Annotated in this window: 16 protein-coding genes; 4 read left to right on the top strand and 12 right to left on the bottom strand. The window is 38.2% G+C overall.

The annotated features are described in order from the left end of the window. Positions 1-540: 540 nt before the first annotated feature. Positions 541-1,503 carry an isoaspartyl peptidase/L-asparaginase family protein gene (locus UABAM_RS15055; protein ID WP_151968830.1) on the top strand — a complete coding sequence of 321 codons (963 nt, stop codon included), beginning with the start codon at positions 541-543 and terminating at the stop codon, positions 1,501-1,503. 154 nt (positions 1,504-1,657) lie between these two features. Here UABAM_RS15055 and UABAM_RS15050 read toward each other — a convergent pair whose 3' ends face one another. Continuing rightward, a complete protein-coding gene (locus tag UABAM_RS15050) occupies positions 1,658-2,980 on the bottom strand; it encodes a leucine-rich repeat domain-containing protein (RefSeq protein ID WP_151968829.1) in 1,323 nt (440 codons plus the stop codon). Positions 2,981-3,094: 114 nt separating this feature from the next. Here UABAM_RS15050 and UABAM_RS15045 point away from each other — a divergent pair, with 114 nt between their 5' ends. After that, positions 3,095-4,393, top strand: a complete 1,299-nt coding sequence (locus UABAM_RS15045; RefSeq protein ID WP_151968828.1) for a SecDF P1 head subdomain-containing protein — start codon at positions 3,095-3,097, stop codon at positions 4,391-4,393. 151 nt (positions 4,394-4,544) lie between these two features. Here the strand turns inward: UABAM_RS15045 and UABAM_RS15040 are convergent, their stop codons facing one another. Further along, positions 4,545-5,411, bottom strand: a complete 867-nt coding sequence (locus UABAM_RS15040; RefSeq protein WP_151968827.1) for a nucleoside hydrolase — start codon at positions 5,409-5,411, stop codon at positions 4,545-4,547. 252 nt (positions 5,412-5,663) lie between these two features. On the opposite strand from UABAM_RS15040, the gene UABAM_RS15035 reads away from it, so the two are divergent. After that, a complete protein-coding gene (locus UABAM_RS15035; protein WP_151968826.1) occupies positions 5,664-7,241 on the top strand; it encodes a HEAT repeat domain-containing protein in 1,578 nt (525 codons plus the stop codon). A gap of 115 nt (positions 7,242-7,356) precedes the next feature. Here the strand turns inward: UABAM_RS15035 and UABAM_RS15030 are convergent, their stop codons facing one another. The 7 genes from UABAM_RS15030 to UABAM_RS15000 all read right to left on the bottom strand — a co-directional run bounded on the left by UABAM_RS15030 (position 7,357) and on the right by UABAM_RS15000 (position 12,539). Beyond that, positions 7,357-8,154: a class I SAM-dependent methyltransferase gene (locus tag UABAM_RS15030; RefSeq protein ID WP_173013333.1), complete on the bottom strand. Its 798-nt coding sequence runs from the start codon at positions 8,152-8,154 to the stop codon at positions 7,357-7,359. Between the two features lie 175 nt (positions 8,155-8,329). Next, a complete protein-coding gene (locus tag UABAM_RS15025) occupies positions 8,330-9,778 on the bottom strand; it encodes an ARPP-1 family domain-containing protein (RefSeq protein WP_151968824.1) in 1,449 nt (482 codons plus the stop codon). 270 nt (positions 9,779-10,048) lie between these two features. Continuing rightward, the gene (locus UABAM_RS15020) at positions 10,049-10,897 is read right to left on the bottom strand and encodes a DUF3854 domain-containing protein (protein WP_151968823.1); all 849 of its coding nucleotides are present in this window, start codon (positions 10,895-10,897) and stop codon (positions 10,049-10,051) included. Between the two features lie 234 nt (positions 10,898-11,131). After that, a complete protein-coding gene (locus UABAM_RS15015) occupies positions 11,132-11,422 on the bottom strand; it encodes a hypothetical protein (protein WP_151968822.1) in 291 nt (96 codons plus the stop codon). 234 nt (positions 11,423-11,656) lie between these two features. Continuing rightward, the gene (locus UABAM_RS15010; RefSeq protein WP_151968821.1) at positions 11,657-11,836 is read right to left on the bottom strand and encodes a hypothetical protein; all 180 of its coding nucleotides are present in this window, start codon (positions 11,834-11,836) and stop codon (positions 11,657-11,659) included. Between the two features lie 215 nt (positions 11,837-12,051). After that, positions 12,052-12,321: a hypothetical protein gene (locus UABAM_RS15005; protein ID WP_151968820.1), complete on the bottom strand. Its 270-nt coding sequence runs from the start codon at positions 12,319-12,321 to the stop codon at positions 12,052-12,054. Further along, positions 12,318-12,539, bottom strand: a complete 222-nt coding sequence (locus UABAM_RS15000; RefSeq protein ID WP_151968819.1) for a helix-turn-helix domain-containing protein — start codon at positions 12,537-12,539, stop codon at positions 12,318-12,320. The genes UABAM_RS15005 and UABAM_RS15000 overlap by 4 nt, the downstream gene beginning before the upstream one ends. A 159-nt stretch (positions 12,540-12,698) precedes the next feature. Between UABAM_RS15000 and UABAM_RS14995 the strand changes: the two genes are divergently transcribed. Beyond that, positions 12,699-13,058 carry a helix-turn-helix domain-containing protein gene (locus UABAM_RS14995; RefSeq protein WP_151968818.1) on the top strand — a complete coding sequence of 120 codons (360 nt, stop codon included), beginning with the start codon at positions 12,699-12,701 and terminating at the stop codon, positions 13,056-13,058. A 152-nt stretch (positions 13,059-13,210) separates the two neighbouring features. Here the strand turns inward: UABAM_RS14995 and UABAM_RS14990 are convergent, their stop codons facing one another. The 3 genes from UABAM_RS14990 to UABAM_RS14980 all read right to left on the bottom strand — a co-directional run bounded on the left by UABAM_RS14990 (position 13,211) and on the right by UABAM_RS14980 (position 16,587). After that, complete coding sequence (locus UABAM_RS14990) at positions 13,211-15,613, bottom strand: pentapeptide repeat-containing protein (protein ID WP_151968817.1); 2,403 nt, start codon at positions 15,611-15,613, stop codon at positions 13,211-13,213. Next, positions 15,606-15,806: a hypothetical protein gene (locus UABAM_RS14985; protein WP_151968816.1), complete on the bottom strand. Its 201-nt coding sequence runs from the start codon at positions 15,804-15,806 to the stop codon at positions 15,606-15,608. The genes UABAM_RS14990 and UABAM_RS14985 overlap by 8 nt, the downstream gene beginning before the upstream one ends. 589 nt (positions 15,807-16,395) lie before the next feature. Then, positions 16,396-16,587 (bottom strand): hypothetical protein, encoded by a 192-nt coding sequence (locus UABAM_RS14980; protein WP_151968815.1) that lies wholly within the window; start codon positions 16,585-16,587, stop codon positions 16,396-16,398. Positions 16,588-16,609: the final 22 nt, after the last annotated feature.

Here is a 16,609-nt window from a genome sequence, read left to right as displayed (position 1 = left end):
AATCTCCCTGCGGATACAAACCACAATGCACACAGGTTGGTTTCATTTTAAAGAACATAAAATAAATTATGCCAATAAATAGCAAAGATAGCACCATGTACAATATGTATTTTTCGTTAGGACTGAATTGTTTTGTAAATTCAAAACTCTCAATCAAAATGAAAGAAGTTGCGAATGAGCCTATGCATACCAAAGGTACGTACCAACTGTTATTCATTTTCGCCACCGTTTATTGTTTGCTTTTAGTATCTTTTGTAATTTTTGAAACAGCACACGACAGTAAGTTATACCTGTTCGTTCCATAAAATCTCCCATCAAATAGTCTGAATTTATATCAAGATATGATACCAAATGTGTGCCTTATTATCAGATAAATTGAAGTTATATATAAATTTTGTTATATAAACGTGTTATTTATCCGTTTTACACAACATTGTTTTAGAAAATGCGTACCATTATCTTTGTATCTAACTTTACTCGAGCTATAATACTAATGTAGATCTTAATCCATAATTTTGTAATAAAACGAAAGGTAATTTTATGAGATATCTTTTATGGACAATACTTTTTTGCGGTGTCGTTTTTGCGCAAGAAAAATATGTTCTAGTCGTTCATGGTGGTGCCGGAACCATCCTAAAAAAGAATATGACCGCAGAAAAAGAGCAACAATACCATCAAAAGTTAGCCGAAGCGATTGCCGTAGGAGAAGCGATACTCAAAAACGGTGGTAAGAGTGTGGACGCTGTAGAAGCAACCATTAAAATTTTGGAAGATTCACCGTTGTTTAACGCAGGTAAAGGAGCGGTATTTACCAATAGCGGTACCAATGAAATGGACGCATCTATTATGGATGGCAGTGATCTAAATGCTGGTGCTGTGGCATCTGTAAAAAATATTAAAAATCCCATTAGTGCGGCACGCAAGGTAATGGAACGTTCTCCCCACGTACTCCTCACGGGAGAAGGAGCACAGCAATTTGCACAAGAAATGGGTTTGGAGATTGTTGATCCAAAGTATTTTTACACCGAAAGCCGGTGGAAAAGTTTACAAAAGATCAAGAAAAATGAAAAGAATGTGAATGAGAATGACAAACACGGAACCGTGGGCGTCGCGGCTTTAGACATCCATGGTAACTTGGCGGCAGGAACTTCAACGGGTGGTATGACCAATAAAAGATACGGACGTGTTGGCGACTCGCCTATTATTGGAGCGGGGACGTATGCGAACAATAACACTTGCGCCGTTTCGGCAACTGGACATGGTGAGTATTTTATCCGTCTCGCTGTGACACATAGTATTTCTATACTCATGGAATATGGAAACCTTTCTTTACAGCAAGCCGCAGAAAAAGTGATTCACCAAAAACTAACGAAACTGGGGGGGACAGGTGGTATTGTTAGTGTAGATAAAGACGGTAACATTGCCATGGTATTTAACACTGAGGGAATGTACCGCGGCCATGTAAAGTCAGGTGAGAAAATACAGACGTTTATCTACAAGTAATTTTTACAGGATCGTTAAGAGTTATAGACTGTTCATCGCAAAAAGAAATACAAATGGTCAGATTGCACAAGAATTTGTATTTGTGAAAAGTGGGTTGATTTTTTGTCAGCCCACTTTCCAAAGTATAAAACATCACTGTGATACCCACATCAACCTAATCAAACATAACTTGGCAATCAGGTAACCACGATTGAATTTTACGCTGCGTTTTTTCTTCGATTTTATTGTTATCTAAAATAAGTATATTTAAATTTGCGCATTGACTTATCTCGGGTGGCAGGGTTTTTATTTTGTTACTTTCTAGTTCTATCACATAAAGATTTTTGAGCTTTACCAGTTCGACAGGCAAGTTCTCTATAAAATTATGGCCCAAACGTAATGAGTTTAGATTTTGTAGTTTTCCTATGGATGTTGGTAAATTCTTGATGTGATTTGAAGTGAGGTCTAGCGTTTGCAAGCTCTGTAATTGGCCGATTTCTTCTGGTAGGTGTGTTATCCCGTTGCCATGTAACTCTAACATTTGAAGCTGTTGTAGTTGGCCGATTTCTTTAGGGAGAGACTTCATTTCGTTGTAGTTAAGATTTAGTTCTTTCATCTGTTGTAATTGACCGATTTGTGGCGGTAGTTTTTCTAGTTGATTTGATTTAAGGTCGAGTATTTCTAATTTGGTAAGTTGGCCGATTTCTTCGGGTAAGTGTTGTATCGAATTGAGGTCTATATTCAGTACGCGTAAATTATGTAACTTACATATGTCTTTTGGGAAAATTGCTAGATTGCTACTTGCCAAAGAAAGCGTTTCTAGGTTATGGAGTCCTTCTATTTCGTGCGGTATGTGTTTGACCATATTATTTCCTAGTAGTAATTCGCGAAGGTTGCTTAATTTTCCTATTTCGGGAGGTAAGCTACGTATTTTATTGGCTCCTAAAAATAACTCTTCAAGGTTTTGCAATTGATCTATTTCTTTTGGTAATTCTCTAAGCTCGTTTCCTACGAGATCTAAGCATTTGAGATTTTGCAGTGTTGCGATCTCCGTTGTAAAATTGTCTATTTGATTGAAGCTCAAGTCCAAAATAGTAAGTTTGTGTAGTGCGCCAAGTTCTTTTGGTATACTTTGCAGTTGGTTTGTTGTTAAATTTAGAGATTCTAAATTTTGTAATAAAGCGATTTCCTCTGGCAAATGTTCCAGATTGTTGTAACCTAAGTGTAATTCGGAAACAAATGGTAAATTGAAGAGACATGGAGGGATTTCTTGTAATTCAGTTTCCGTCAAATCGATGATAATGGAACCGCTAAAACCACAGTTAATAAATTCGCAGCGTTCTAATCTACGTAAAGTAACATTGGTGCGGAAACTACAATTTTCAAAAGTAGAATCTGTAATATTATGTGCTTTGTCCTCGTCAAGATAAAAAGTGCACCCAGAATATAGAGTTTTACTAATAATTTTTTTTAATGATTTTCCTTTGATCTTGTTCATAAACGTTCCTATTTGAGTAATTTTTTATAGAAAGTAATACCAAACACTTTCTGATTACAATACTACCATTTGTAAGACTATCAAATATAACATGATCTACGAAAGAGAACGGAAATGAAAATAATTTTATTATATCTATTGTTTTCTGTGAGCATTTATGCTCAGAGTTATACATATTCCTATTCAAGTAGTGACCATAACAAAAGTCAACAATTGGCCATTGACAGTGCCATAAATCAATTACTGCAAAAGTTTTGTGAGAAAAAACACTTTGTTTATAATCGCAACGACTATAAGATGATTTTTCGAAATCCTTCCTGGGCTGTGAAACAAATATCTTCTTCACAGAAAAAGAGTTTCTTTGGCTTTAAATCGACGATCAATGTAAGTTTGACGATCGATAACAATATGCTAGTAACTCTTGCCGGATTGATAAAATCAACACGAAAATGGTCGAGGAGCTTGCACTATAAAGTTTTGCCTGTGCATAAGGATGACGGGGTAGATCTAAACGATTTGCGCAAATTACAACTTCCTCTGCCACATCATATGGAACAAATTGGTAATGATGAGATTGTGGTGTATTTGCCAGATTTGGATGCAGAAACATTGCGTCTTGTTAAAGAAGAGTTTTCTGGTCCTAGAGGTATTATGCTGCGTTTTGTAGCTTCCGCGAAAATAGGCGTAGGGGTTGACTCATACAAGGAACAGCAACAATATGAACGCGTTAGGCGCCATACGCAAAAACGCGATGAATACTTTGCTGATTTAAAAAAACAAGGCTATTTGTGGATGAGTGGCAAAGATAAAAAAGACTATCTACTGTGGCTCGACGACCCCTACAACATTATGACGAAAAACTTTAAAGAAGTTCGCTACAATAGTGTGAATAAATCGGTTTTCTTTTCACTAACGAAGGAGTCCGTTACCACCTTCGCGACAATGACCAAACAACACCAACGAGAACAATTGGCTATCATTTCACAGGGTAAAGTAGTTGCTGCTCCCGTGATCCAAAGCCCTATTGTCGAAGGGGAGGGAATTATTATGGGAATGACCCCCGTGGAATGTTATGAATTGGTGAAGTTGATTAAGGCCGGATGGGTTGACTACCTTTTCTCTTTACAACAGGAAAAAATACAAGACAATTTGAAGCTACCCCTTATTGAAGGGGCGTATGCTGAAGTTCACCTTGCGAAAAAAACGTCGCATAGTGTTTTGCAAAAAGTCTGTGAAGAAGTTTCGCAAAAATGTCAGATTACTTCTATTTCTGATAAAGATTATGCTTTGCGTATAGAACTAAGAGATGGGCAAAAGATAGAAGACATTGAGCAGGCTTTGGAAGTACATTCGGATATCACGGTGAAAAAAATAACCTTTTTGACGACGTTGTGTAGTACAGAATCGCAATAGTGGGAAAGAGCAACTGTTCATTGTGTACGGTGTGCGATGCAAATGATGACCCCAAAGCATCACACACCATATAAATTTTATACAGGAAAACAGAGTTATGAATTGCTTTTAATCGCCGTTAGTGATGCGTATTTTGTATACTGTATCTCTTTTAATACGCCAAAAATGTTTCTAAAAATAAAGCATGATTATAGTCGACTATAATCCATGTATTTGAACCCGAAGCTAAGCGCGATCCCCATTCCCCTTTGGCATAAAAAAGTTCTACCTCTTCCCATTGTCCGATAAGCGGAGTAATGGCACAACATGCCGCTAGCGGGTCGTGCAGTTTTTTGTGGCTTCTTTTTTGTAGATATATATCCATTCCCAAGTACATCATATTTAGTGCTTTTGATCTTTTGCGCACAACCCGTACTTGCTTGTGTAGATCTTGGTCATACAATACGCGGTGACAAACGTTTTTTGACACAAAATATCTACGTGGTATTCCCGAATATTCAAGAACAGCTAATGCCGATTTACGGTCGCCATTGAGGTTAAAAGTGGGACATGTTTTTTTCCCTTTGAACTTTTCCATTTGCAGATACTTTGGGACAACCCCTTCTCCGGCAAAACCTCCTTGAGCAACAAGTTTTTTTACTTTTAGTGAATTGTTTTTTATCGCACGTCCCACGTTTTTTAATGCCGCACCAGTTATTAACGTTGTTTTTTCATCACAATTTTCTGCGAGGACTTCGTGTCCTTCGCGCGCATCGCACGAAGGTGGAATGTTCCCATAAGCTCTGTAGTGCCAAGGAGAAACGCAGGTTTTTGGATGGTTGATGTTGTACGCGCCCACCGGAATATCCACTTCAAAACAACTTAAAGCATAGCGCACTACTCCTACCTGCGCTTGCGAACCAGGTGTGACTGTTACCGCACGTAAATCAATACGTGGGTGTCCTAGTAGTAACAGCAATGTCAAAAAATCATCCGGGTCTTGTGTTTCCATATCAAAAACAACTTTTAAAGCTTCCACTGGTCACTCTCTTTCGCTGGTAGATAAATTCAATACGTAGAGTAGAATACCTTAACATATTATCACAAATTTGAAATCTTGCTATATGCAATCTTTGTTGGATGTTTATTTATTGAAGAAGATAAAATTTTACATACGAATATTTAGTGATAAAATACCAGCATTTAAAGCGAACTAATCGACAAAATTCTGATAGATTTCATAGGAGATGTGAGAACTTCGTATTGGCGAAGAAATGCTCACTGTAGACACATGTTTAATAAACATTTTATTATATTTTTGATTCTCGGCGTGTCGTTATGCGCACAAGACAATACCGTCGACCAATTGATCGAAAAATTATCGCAAGGTAGTAAACAACAGAAATATCTCGCGATAAACGAGCTCGGTAATATGGGGGCTGATGCCGCGAAGGCGATCCCTCAATTAATTGAGACTTTGCGTGGTTCTGACTATTTGCTAAAAGTGATGGCAGCAGAGACTTTGGGGAAAATCGGCGAAAAAGCTGTGGAACCATTGGTGGCATTATTTCGTTTACAAGACCAAGAAACACGAGAACACGCTGTGGATGCTACCCAAAGAGTAGGAGATGCGGCGTTTGCTATTGTTGTCAAGCACAAAGCGGATGACAGCTTTCATGTACGTGTTTGCGTTGCGACAACTTTGGCTGTTGTCGGAAAAAACGCAGCCGTTTTACCCGAGCTTTTAAGTATGTTAAAGGATGAACATCTCGAAGTAAAAAAAGCGGTGATCAAGGCCATGGGAAAAAGAAAGTCCAGCGTTGTGCTCCCGCAACTCATCGCACAACTAAGTGATGAAAATAAACAAGTACAACTTTGTACGATTCAGTCGATAGGTGAAATCGGAGAAAACGCAAAAGAAGCCATCGCGCATTTGATTCCATTTTTGGGAGAGGTGGAAACGTTGGATACCACGGGGATTTCTCTTATGCAAATTGGGGATGCCGCTGTTACTCATTTGCAAAAAGCGTTGCGCCACGAAAAACCACAAATTCGCGGCGGTGCGGCGCAGGCAATTGGACGATTTGGAACAAAAGCTCATGTGGCACTTTCCGACTTGGTCGCCGTTCTACACGATGAAAAACCATTCGTACGTATTTCCGCAGCAATTGGCATAAAAAGAATAAAAACAGGAGTGAAAGAGGCCGTACCCGCTTTGGCAAAAAACTTAGCGGACGAAGAGCGCACTGTACGTCAATCTTCTATGGAAGCTTTGGCGGCTATTGGCAAAGAGGCCAAGGGAGCACTTCCTGCTGTTACGCAAAATTTAGGGAAAAGAAGAATCGATTTTCGCATGCAGACTTTGCAAATTTTGAAAACATTGGGAAAAGACGCCATTGATTCTATACCTGCCTTGGTCGAGTCTTTAAACAGTGCACCGACATACGATCGCGAAATTGTCGACGTTCTCGATGCCATTGATCCTCAGTGGCGTGAGAAATACAAAAACCAAGTTCCCATCGTTTTCACCGAAGGCATAAGTCTCGAAATCTCGTGTAGTCAATCCTCCCCAAATCGCATTGCCGTTACCATTACCGTGACAAATCTCGGAAGTTCAGATCTTACGAACATCCTATTAAACGCACAAGTGACCGAGAAAGACACGGCGATAATTTCTGCGCAAGATAATACCGAAATCTCAGGAAATGTTGCCATATGGAAATTGGACTCTCTTGCCGGAGAACAGACAAAAAAATACCATATGACAATTTCTTATAAAGGCAAGTATAATTGTGCTGCAAACGTAAGCACAAAACAAGGCGTAAAAGATACAGCAGAGTGTCGTAATTTACCCTTCGATGATTTTTAAAACGCATACCAAAAACATAACTTTGACAAAGTGCGTTGTAGGGGCGGACCTAGTGTCCGCCCGTTCTCCCAAACATATACGATCAACATTTCCAAATTCAAACCAATATATCCAATCAACAGGAATTATGACGATCAAATTTATGCGCGACAACAATCGGTTGGTAATAACCACTTTCTTCCGGCATATACCAACGAATATTACGAAAACCGATTTTCTCTAGTAAATCACTCAATTCACCACGGCGATAAGCGCGGTATGTCGAAGGAAAGCACTTTGTTTCCCAATGTGTTTCTTGTTTTTGCAAAATAAATAATTGAAAATTATAAATGTTCGTTTGTGGTTGCCACTCCCAGGTTTGAAAAGTAATGCGTTGCCCAAATTCATCATCGATGTTTCGTGGCAATGTACTTTGCGGACGGTTTTCTAATATGGCATCGTAATCGCGAATGGAAAAGATAAACGTACCTGACGGACGTAAACACTCATATATGTTGCGAAAAGCGCAAAGTACATCTCTTTCTATAAGCAAATGTGGGATGGCATTGTCGAAAGCAACGACCATATCATAATGTCTATCGGTATTTTTTCGTAAATGACGCATGTCAGAGACAAAAAACGAAATGTCGATGGCAAACTGTTGTGCATTCTTTCGGGCTTTGGCAATGGATTGTGGGCTTAAATCGCAAGCATGTACATCATGACCCATTTGCGCCAATCCAATGGCCTGTGTTCCCACACCACACGTACAATCAAGTAACAACATATTTTTTGGTAGAGAAATGGCATCAAAAAATGTTTGAAGCTGTTCACGTTGCCTAACCACTGCCTGCTGCCAGTTATTGGCAATGAGATGATAATGTTCCGCTAAATTATCGTAAAATAGTTTTGGGCTTTCTTGAGGAGTTTCCATTGTGCCAATTCCTTGTGAAATTATATAGTCTGGACATGGATCTGCGAGTCTTTTATGTAGAAAGCTTGACACATATGCGCTTTTGCACATATGACAACAAAAGTGCAACATTCTTCATTGACAACACGCTTCATTATAGAAAGTTTTTCGCTACAAAAGCCAACAACAAAAAATCCTAGTCGTCAAGATCATCTTCCTCGTTCCCTTCGTCGAGATCACCCTCTTCGTCGATATTCTCGTCTAACCACTCATGTTCTTCGTCGATTTCGATGTTGTTGGAGTCATCGTAGTTTTGTTCTTGCATTTCGTCCGGGTCTATATCTGACGTATCGGTGTAACTAGAGTGAAGCAAGTCGTCGGCGTCGTCTTCTTCAAAATCACTGGCTTCGTCACCGCCATCGAATAAATCGCTGTCCACATATACATCTTCACCAATAGAACTATCACTTTGGTAAACAATGTTTCGCGAATTTGTATTTACTTTTCTCGCTTTTTCTTTACCGCTGCGCATTTTCGCCAACCATTCATCTACTTGTGCAATTTGTGGATTTTGGTGTTCTATTACCTGCTCAGAGATCGCTTCGGTTGCACATGAATGCAGAAGTTTTTCCCACAGTTTGCTGAACAGAAAATTAGATCCATATATGTCTGCCTGGTTGAGCTTGCCATTGATGGCGAAAATAAAACCAACACTATCCGATTTTTCGGAGGCTAGATGCCGCAATGCTTCCATGTATTGCTGCGTTTTCTCTTTTAGTTTTTTATTTTCCAGCGTTAATTGCATACTCGTTTGTGAAACATTGGATTGTACATTGGTATTCAAATTTTTTGACAATTTGCTTTGCGCTGTACGCACTTGATTCCAAACCTGCTGTTGATTTTGCGCATACTTCACCGCGAGTTTGAGTTTTTTGCTCGCCACTTGATACTTGTTGCTACTAAATTGATCTAATTTTTCACCGGCACGCTTACTCCAACGACCCGACTCCACACAAAAAGAACGCACACTTTTTTTTCCGGTCTTTGGTAGAAGAACCATATCGTTGGCAATGGTTCTATCTTGTTTGCCACCCTTGACAATGTCACCCGCATGTAAATAAATGGCCGTGTCTGCTGTTAAATTTTCCACCGATAGCTGGCTGACAGTACCGGTTTCATAAACTTTTATTTTTTCTGAGGCCATGGCTTCATCTAAGGTGATGATATTCTTCGTTTTGATTTTGTCTTCTCCGTGTAGAAGGTAAATACACAAGTTTTCATACATGTAGGGACCCGAAATTTGGTATTTACTTTTCTTTGACGGAGCAGGACTTGTTGTTTCTGTTACCTCCATCGTCGGAAGTGGTGCGTCACTTTGCTCTAAACTGTTTACCTCGAAACTTTGTGCAGGAGCACTATTCGATAATAGATTTTTTTCTTCCTCTAAATTTTCACGGTGATTTTCGTGTGTTACTTCGTTTTCTGTGGCCTCTTTTTTTGACTCTTCACCTTTGTTTTTCTGTGGGACGCTTACGATTGCTTTTTCCGTTTTATTTTGACTTGTTTGCAGAAGGGCCTCGTTATTTTTACTGTTGGTACAACAACACAATATTGCGAATATAACAAAAAGTATGTAATGTCTCATAGCATCTCCTTTACTTTTCAGGAATTGTTTTGTTTTTATTTTAGAAAAGTAATTTCATCAAAATGTCATGAAACGGTAATTTTTACGTAATAATTTCATTTTTTGTCTGTTACATTGCGATTTTTCTTTTTAAAACGGGCGTTTGGTAATATTTGATAGTATAGTATAAAAGTAGTAAGTTATCCATAACTATTGCACAAATTTGCACAATAATACAATAAACGGGCACGTTTTGGCCCCTAGCTTTTTTTTCCTAAACATACGGGGGTGCTATGGCACACAAGAAAAATAACAAGTGGATTGGCTCAATAACTCTGGCCGGTAAAAGATATCGCAAAACATTCTCCGCCAAAAAGTATGCGCAACTTTGGGAGGTGTTTCCGCGAAGTAATCCTCATCAATATCTTTTATCTCATCAAATACATTTGTCTGTGCGGACGAAATACTTTCTTTAATCGCATCGATGCACGATTTATCTTTGGACGTGTTGATCGCACACAACCAGTCGTCTATCTTTTCATACTCCGGATCCCACGAGATTATCTTGGGGATTGCGCGACGTTTCCACAGCCACAACCAAAGAGAGAGTAATTGTTTCTCCAGGTCTGGTTTTCGTATCTCCGGCCGATCAAATGCAATGTAAACTTCACGCCCCTTTAGTGTGATCTGTTTCCACTCCGGACAGTTTTTCCACTGTGTGATACCACTGGATCCCAGAGAGAGATATTGTTGCCCTGCGAATTGCGAAACACAGGCAGTTTTCTTTTCACCTTCATTGAAGATAATCGGAATGTGGTTTTTGCGTAGCTTTTTCTCATCGCTTTTTAGGTAATAGAGATGCGTCGAGCTACCCTTCGCGCACAGATATTTCGCATCATCTATCGCCGGGTAGAGTCGCACTCTTGTGTAATCATCACATGGATACGGAAAAGCCAAAATATCACTACACACTTGCGATAAGCAACTTTTCTTGCGCTTGGCATAGCCAAGGTTGTTCTTGAGCCACTCCACACGATCTTTTCCTGGGGGAAGAGAGTAACATCCCATCCCGCGGATTGTATCTTCATTAAGGGCGGATCTTTGTAAATCTTGTAGAGCAACTGCATTAATGTTTTCCATGCCGCCCCCTTTCCCAAAAAACTTGTATTTTTTTACTAGAATTTACCATCATTCTACCCTATAATTTTATTACTAGAATTTAAACCGAGCCCGTGGGTGTTCCAGCACCTGCGGGTTTTTTTGTGTCTAAATGTCCCCTGAGAAATTCCCAGGGACTGATAAAAAGAAAAACCGTATAATATCCGTAAATTCTAAAAGAAAAATCTACGTTTTGTCGTTATAATAACTTTGTGATTACAGCTGTTTTGTTGACGCGAAAACGGTTTCGCCTTCTTTTGTGGTTATTTTTAGATCAATTTCGACCTGGTGGTATAGAACAGAACTGATTTTTTGCTGCAAGTCATATATATTGATCTCCGCGAACATAAGAAACGCAAGGCCCATTGCGCTATGTTTGCGATACGTTTCTCGACATATGCCACAGCCGAGTTTGTCATAAAGTACTCCGGAGCTAATCTGGTTTGCTTCGGATTTACAAGTCGGACAAAGTTTCTTTTCTGTATTAACTTGAGGTAGGGTAGTCACAGTTTTGGCCTTTCTAGTCCTGGCAATTTAGGACTTTTTTATGTTACACTAAGATTAGACTACGACGTTTTGAAAAGCACCACCATGCGGCCTCTTGAATCCCCATTCGTTTCGGTCCGTTATTCGGTGTTATCAAAAAGAAATACTTGCTATTCTTTTGTAGTCTGACATTTTTGCAATGGATGCATCCGCAAGGGTGCATCTTCTCCAAATACTCTCGGAGTTCTCGGTAACTCATTCTCGCACGATCCATACTTCCTCCGTGTACTTGTTTTCGCTTATGTGTTTTGGGCAATAAAATTCATAGTCATCTCCCACACTATCCGCGGTTGTTTCCACTGGGGTCCCACAATCATTACACGGAACCAAACTCATGCGATCCATCCAATCTTGAATTTGTTTGCTATACGACACTTTTACTCCTTTCCGATATTTTTGATGTGCGCGTCGAGGTCCTTGCGCATTTCTCTTTTGATAAACTTGAAATGCTCTCTGAGCATCTTCTTGCACTCGCTACTACTTACTCCGTTTTTCTCGCAGAAATACAGAATATCCCACATCTGAACTGCTATTCCCGATTGAGCTATTGTTGGAGCGTGTTGTTTTTGGTTAAAGTCGCACCTCGCTTTCTATAATCCACGTAAGAAGTTTTCTACTGCAATAAAAGTGAATCTCTTTTTCGCCGCTGGGTATTTCGCCCGGATCGCCCCCTCTTTCTCTAGACGTTTTATTGTTCGGACGTTTTTATCGGACATCATTGCCACATCCTCATAGGAGAACATCTGGCGTGTTAAGTCCGGGCGCGTTAGGTGTTTTTTTAGCGCGTCAACCTCTTGACGCAATTGGTTGTTTTCCGCTTTTAATTCGACTATTGCGTTAGTTAGCTGTTGCTGATTCATTTTGCCACCACAGCCTCCATGAATTCACTGCTCAATATATTCATTCCAAGTATGGACTCTAACTTTGTTAAATTTTCCATACTTGGACACATTAAACCCCTCTCCCACTTAAAAATTGTTGTTGGGGAACAACTCATTTTTTTAGATAAAACTAATCTGGTCATCTCTTTTTCTATACGCATCTTTTGAATTATTTTACCCATTCTCTTTTTATTCATAAGTCCCTCCAGTTATCACTTTAATACCTCTATGGTATAAATATACCCTTGGGTAATAAAAAAAGCAAATTTAAAATAACTTAGTGTTATAAAAATAACTGTAGGTTGTCGCAAACGATAACAAATGCTATCATTTGTATATGAATTAAGGAGATCTACATGGATGTTGGTGAGATAATTAACACTGGAATGAAAAGAAAGGGGTTATCGCAGCGAGAACTTGCTGAACAATTAGATGTCAGTCAACCAAATGTTGCAAAATGGGTTTCTGGCAAAATGATGCCCCGCGCAGATAAATTGATAGAGATAATAAAAATACTAGATTTATATGATGACTTTTTCCCGGAGAAAAAGTTGTTTAAGGCAAACGAAACGTTAGAAAATAACAAGAACGAAAATTTTCTGACATACACAAATATGGATCAAATACAAAAGTTTCTGGAGCAAATATTAGAGATAAAAGACTTAAAAGACCGAATAATTGAGCTAGAGAACAAAATAGAAAAACAAGCCACATAACTCCCTCAAAAACAATCTGCCATAAACTTACTATTAACCTACGATTTTTAACCAATGAACTCCTCTCTCAAAATCAACTAACAAATTCATACGATCATGTAATTTAGTCCGACAAAAAATGTTGTCTGCCAAAATTAAACTTCACATTTGTTTCACTTAATTTTATTAACTTCTTGGTTTCTTAATTGATTGAACCATTTTTCAATGTGAAGCTCTATAATCGAGCGAATTTCTTTCTCGTCGAGAATCAATTTTCTAAAATCTTGCCAATTAACTATATAATTTAATTTCTTTTTGTTGTAAAAAATAGTAATTGCAGCTTTTACTTCACATTCTTCGTATTGTATTGTTTTTACAAAAACAATTTTAATCACCTTCCTAAGGATAACTTGAGTGTGTAGAGTTAGGACCAAATTATCATTATCTTCTTTTACTTCTCTAATATGACCAAGGGCTTGTAGAGTAACTCCTGTTTTACTTGTTTGTTTACCAAATATGGAAAGTATCTGATTTTTTTGCTCTATAGCTGTTTTTATTGGTTGCCAATACATTTTTTCATTAGGCGTAAGAATCCATATTGCCGATATCACAGCAATATGGAGGATAACAAAAGTACAGAGTTGCAATACAGTTTGTAGAGAGATACTTTTTCTACAATAGTAGTAAGGATCAATACCTATATGTTTGGCAATATTTGGTAAATCATTATCTCTTACTCCAACAATAATCGGTTCATCACTGTGCTCATAATTAATACTTTGTATAGTATGTATTTTTTTTTGTAATTCGTGTGCTAAGAGTATAGCATGCTCTTCTAGAATAATAAGAGCTTTTGCCTTTGCCATAACTGCAACTTTATATTTTTGTAATAGCGAATCTTTTACAATAGAAATATCACAATACGATGTTATTCTTGCATTGAGAAAAGGTATGGCACCTGGAGGATGCCTCACTGCAGCACTGAAGAGCAGCAATGGAGCATTTTCTGAGTGATTACGTTGAAATACTGCTAAAATTAATGCTAGATGCATAGAGTCACCATCATCGTGGATCATTCCAGCACGTACAATACTTTGACGTTGATCGTCAGATTCAATTAATGTGCCATAGACTCCACGACTACAATAATTGAGAATTCTTGCCCCTGCAGGATTTACGATTTTATAAGTATTAGTTTTGTTACGTATGTACTTAAATCCTTTATGGACACATGGATGTAATATAACAGCCGTACTTTTATTGTGCTGTGGATCAGCACTAGCACAAGGATAACCAATACGGTATTTGGGAACAGTTGAGTGACGTCGAAATAGCTGAGATATTGCTTTCCTCGCAGACCATTTTTTTAGATTTTCTTTTTTTAAGTTAGCTTTTCTGTTATTTTTTTCTTTAAGGTTTTCTTCTTGGAAATACGCTCCAAGAACATTCGTTCCTGTAAGATCTGCCCCTGCAAGATCTACCCCTGTAAGATCTACCCCCGTAAGGTTTGCTTTTGTAAGATCTACCCCTGTAAGATCTACCCCCGTAAGGTTTGCTTTTGTAAGATCTACCTCTGTAAGATCTACCCCCGTAAGGTATGCTTTTGTAAGATCTACCTCTGTAAGATCTACCTCTGTAAGGTTGGCTTTTGTAAGGTTTGCTCCTGTAAGATCTACCTCCGTAAGTTTTGCCCATGTAAGGTTTGCTCTTGCAAGGTTAGCTTTTGTAAGGTTTGCTCCTGTAAGATCTACCTTTGTAAGGTTTGCCCATGTAAGATCTACCTCTGTAAGGTTTGCCCATGTAAGATCTACCTCTGTAAGGTTTGCCCATGTAAGGTTTGCTCTTGCAAGGTTGGCTTCTGTAAGGTTTGCTCCTATAATATCTGCCCCTGTAAGGCTTGCTCTTGCAAGGTTGGCTTCTGTAAGGTTTGCTCCTGTAAGATCTAACTCTGTAATAAGGTTTGCTTCTGTAATCTTTGCCCCTGTAAGTCTTGCTCTTGCAAGGTTGGCTTTTGTAAGGTTTGCTCCTGTAATCTTTGCCCCTGTAAGGTTTGCCCCTGTAAGATCTGCTTCTGTAAGATTTGCTCCTGTAAGATCTAACTCTGTAATAAGGTTTGCTTCTGTAATCTTTGCCCCTGTAAGTCTTGCTCTTGCAAGGTTGGCTTTTGTAAGGTTTGCTCCTGTAATCTTTGCCCCTGTAAGATCTGCTTCTGTAAGATTTGCTCCTGTAAGATTTGCTCCTGTAAGATTTGCTCCTGTAAGATTTGCTCCTTCAAGATTAGCTCCCTCAAGATTGGCTGCCTTAAGATTAGCTCCTTCAAGATTAGCTTGATAAAATCCAACTCCTTTGAGATATGCTTTTTCTAAGTTTACCTCTTTAAGGAACAAATTTTCTTTTTTATTCTTATTTTTTAAGATGAGGACATGCCGAGCCCGAGCTTCAATTACTTTGGTAACTACAAATTTTTTGCGCATTTCAAAATCACTATTCCAAATTTTTTGCCATTTATCCATTTCCTGTATGGATAACTCTCTGCGTAGAGCTTTGTGGAATAGTTCATTCTTCACATTATTCATTGTATCCTATACCCTTAGAAAATTTTATGTAGAACATATCACTTACTCTACTAACATATCCTCTAACTGTTGACTCTTGTATGTTTAAACAATGAGCAATATTTTTTGAATCCCACTTGGCTAGATGAAGGAGATATGCTGCATTTTGCTTTGTTTGATTTTTACTAAAATAATTGATTATTTCGTCATCCACTCTGATCTCCAGTTAATATCTATGACGCTTGAATGTTGAAATGCCCCCTTTTTAACCCTTTGATATTTAATAGTTTATGTGGCTACAGCGGAAGTAAGCGTTATTTTTTTTGGTATAGGGGAGGGGGAGAGTAGAAACTCCTTACAGAATCTACTATAAGAATCGTTGTTAATTTTAGAATGATTTTTATGCTAAATTAAAACTGTAATCCAAGTAATATCATCTAAAAAGGAGTTCCAAATGCAAAATTTTATTTTGATAGTATGTGCAGTCTTAAACACAATATGTAAGGTCGTTGAGACAGCTAAAAAAATAAACAAAAATAAAACTGCTAAAGAAGTAAAAATTAAGTAATAGCAGTTGCCTTTACGCAACGCAACCCCCATTGCGTTGCATACTCTATTATAAAATATTTGTCTAAGACTTGCAAATTTCTACATACTGATAAACGATCTATCTTTTTGAAAAAAACCACTTGAGCAACAATTTTTACAAGTAAAACAAAATATATTCTTGCAAAGGTCTGAAATTACAAGTATAAATAAAAAAAGAGGGGTTTTCCCCTCTTCCAATATCACTAATTAGTTACTTAGGTAAAAAAATCTAGTAACCATTCCAAAAAATCTTTGATCATTTGCCAAAGACCTTTTCGGAACCTCTCATCAGTTATATCTGCCATATAGCCCGGTAGAGGTTCCGGTACTTCAAGAAATTTGTGATTTTCCTGTTCGCGAACAGGTTTCACTATTTCTTGGTTATGAACTTCATTTTTGTTGTTCATAACAGTTTCCCCTAAAAACAGG

Source organism: Candidatus Uabimicrobium amorphum (assembly GCF_009002475.1).
Taxonomy (GTDB): Bacteria; Planctomycetota; Uabimicrobiia; order Uabimicrobiales; family Uabimicrobiaceae; genus Uabimicrobium; species Uabimicrobium amorphum.
Note: the sequence above shows the minus strand (reverse complement) of the source record. Positions and strands in the feature narration are given on the sequence as shown.

Bases quoted from the DNA above. Each gene is read 5' to 3' on its own strand.
- UABAM_RS15055 (WP_151968830.1), top strand. From the start codon at position 541: ATGAGATATCTTTTATGGACAATACTTTTTTGCGGTGTCGTTTTTGCG.
- UABAM_RS15050 (WP_151968829.1), bottom strand. From the start codon at position 2,980: ATGAACAAGATCAAAGGAAAATCATTAAAAAAAATTATTAGTAAAACT.
- UABAM_RS15045 (WP_151968828.1), top strand. From the start codon at position 3,095: ATGAAAATAATTTTATTATATCTATTGTTTTCTGTGAGCATTTATGCT.
- UABAM_RS15035 (WP_151968826.1), top strand. From the start codon at position 5,664: ATGTTTAATAAACATTTTATTATATTTTTGATTCTCGGCGTGTCGTTA.
- UABAM_RS15030 (WP_173013333.1), bottom strand. From the start codon at position 8,154: ATGGAAACTCCTCAAGAAAGCCCAAAACTATTTTACGATAATTTAGCG.
- UABAM_RS15025 (WP_151968824.1), bottom strand. From the start codon at position 9,778: ATGAGACATTACATACTTTTTGTTATATTCGCAATATTGTGTTGTTGT.
- UABAM_RS15020 (WP_151968823.1), bottom strand. From the start codon at position 10,897: ATGGAAAACATTAATGCAGTTGCTCTACAAGATTTACAAAGATCCGCC.
- UABAM_RS15005 (WP_151968820.1), bottom strand. From the start codon at position 12,321: ATGAATCAGCAACAGCTAACTAACGCAATAGTCGAATTAAAAGCGGAA.
- UABAM_RS15000 (WP_151968819.1), bottom strand. From the start codon at position 12,539: ATGAATAAAAAGAGAATGGGTAAAATAATTCAAAAGATGCGTATAGAA.
- UABAM_RS14995 (WP_151968818.1), top strand. From the start codon at position 12,699: ATGGATGTTGGTGAGATAATTAACACTGGAATGAAAAGAAAGGGGTTA.
- UABAM_RS14990 (WP_151968817.1), bottom strand. From the start codon at position 15,613: ATGAATAATGTGAAGAATGAACTATTCCACAAAGCTCTACGCAGAGAG.
- UABAM_RS14980 (WP_151968815.1), bottom strand. From the start codon at position 16,587: ATGAACAACAAAAATGAAGTTCATAACCAAGAAATAGTGAAACCTGTT.